The following is a 1627-nucleotide window of genomic DNA, read 5'->3' on the forward strand; positions in this document are numbered from 1 at the left end:
TACACTAAGGTTTTAGTGTATCGCTATTTCAGGACGTGACAATATAATAAATTAAAAAGCAGGTCAATTATGACCTGCTTTTTTTTGTCTGGTTAATTAGTTAGTTGGTAATCTTTAATGCTTTTTACCAAATATAGTAATATAAACTTAACATTACGTTAACAATTGACGAAATGTTAATAAAAACTTAAATTTTAACATTATAGAGCATTTATAAGTTGATTAAAGAAACCTAACTATAGGTATAATCTGTTTGGATATGTAACATTTAATAGGTAACTCGTTTCGGCTTTTTATACATGGAAAGAACCTGTAGTTCAGCATATTCATCCTCATTTATTGAAAGGTTATTACCGCAATCTCTTCCATTGCCCATTGGCATAATCGTACCATTAAAACCCAAACCTCCAGAATAATTACAACCAATATAAAATCCTTGAATAAAAAATATCCCTTTGTTTTTCGCTAAAACACTAACCTTATCCTTTGATGACAGGCTTTTATTAACATAATAAGTATGTTCTGTACCGGCCTTAACTTTAACTAAAAAATAACTGTTAATTTTTAAATTTATAATTTTAGAATCCCCTTCTCTAATAATAAAACCATCTAGTCTCGGATCAGAATTAGGCCTATAAAAATATACATGTGCAAATCCATCTTCTGGCTTTTCAATTTTATTCAACTCTAATTCTTCTTTAGTTTTAGAAGATAGAAATATGTCATCACATTGATAAAAGAATAAACGACTGGGCGTATAGTGCAGTTTTTTATAGCGAGGCTGGGTAGATTTTCTAGCTTTCAAATTTTTTGACATATCTCTTTTTAATATAAATTTATTATCTGGAGATAAATCGAAATAAATATATTGATTTTTAACTTTTGTTATTTTGCATTTAATCGTGTCTTTATTTTTATATACAAAATAATCATTAAACTCATTTTGGGCGTTCAAAATTGAAACTCCAAAAATTAAAATGGTTAAGAGTTTTTTCATAAGTATTTACTATGTTCTAAGCAAAGAGTGGGTTTCTGTTAGATTTGACTTATTTAAGGTGAATTAACAATCTTCAAAGATTAAAAAACAGGCAAGAATTATGCAAACATCTACATCTTTAATTAGGCATATATCCATTTAAAGCAAGTACCTTGAAACAAATTGTGTTTATTTATTTCTTACTTTCTTTTAATTTTTTCCGAATTCTACTTAATTGCACGGGTGTGATACTTAAAAAGGTGGCAATTTGATACTGAGGTATTAACCTTTCTAAGTCCGGCATTTCTTCACAGAGTTTTAGATAGCGTTCTGTGGCATCTAAAGAAATCAATTCAAGTTGACGTTCTTCATATTTTATAAAAATATATTCTAGAACCTTATTATATAAATTACTCACATTGATATCCTGCTTACAAAGTATCATGAATTCCAAATAATTTAATTCATACACTTTACAATCTGTTAGCATTTCATAAATAAGTTTAGATGGTTTTTGTTCAATAAGCCCCGTAAAAGCGCCCACAAAACTAACAGGTGTAAAAAAACTTTTTGTGTACTCCTTCCCTTCTCTTGAACTTAAGTAAGCACGCATTGAAGTGTCTACCTTTGGTGTGACGGTTTTATATAGAG

2 protein-coding genes are annotated in these 1627 nt (G+C 28.7%); both read right to left on the minus strand.

Annotated elements, in window-relative coordinates:
- Positions 1-268: 268 nt before the first annotated feature.
- On the minus strand, positions 269-997 hold the full coding sequence (locus F6U93_RS14445; RefSeq protein ID WP_150940936.1) for a hypothetical protein: 729 nt from the start codon (positions 995-997) through the stop codon (positions 269-271).
- A 172-nt stretch (positions 998-1169) separates the two neighbouring features.
- A partial coding sequence (locus F6U93_RS14725; RefSeq protein WP_191963536.1) for a Crp/Fnr family transcriptional regulator occupies positions 1170-1627 on the minus strand: 458 nt, incomplete at its 5' end.

It is taken from the genome of Pseudotamlana haliotis (genome assembly GCF_008806375.1).
In the GTDB taxonomy this organism is placed as follows: domain Bacteria; phylum Bacteroidota; class Bacteroidia; order Flavobacteriales; family Flavobacteriaceae; genus Pseudotamlana; species Pseudotamlana haliotis.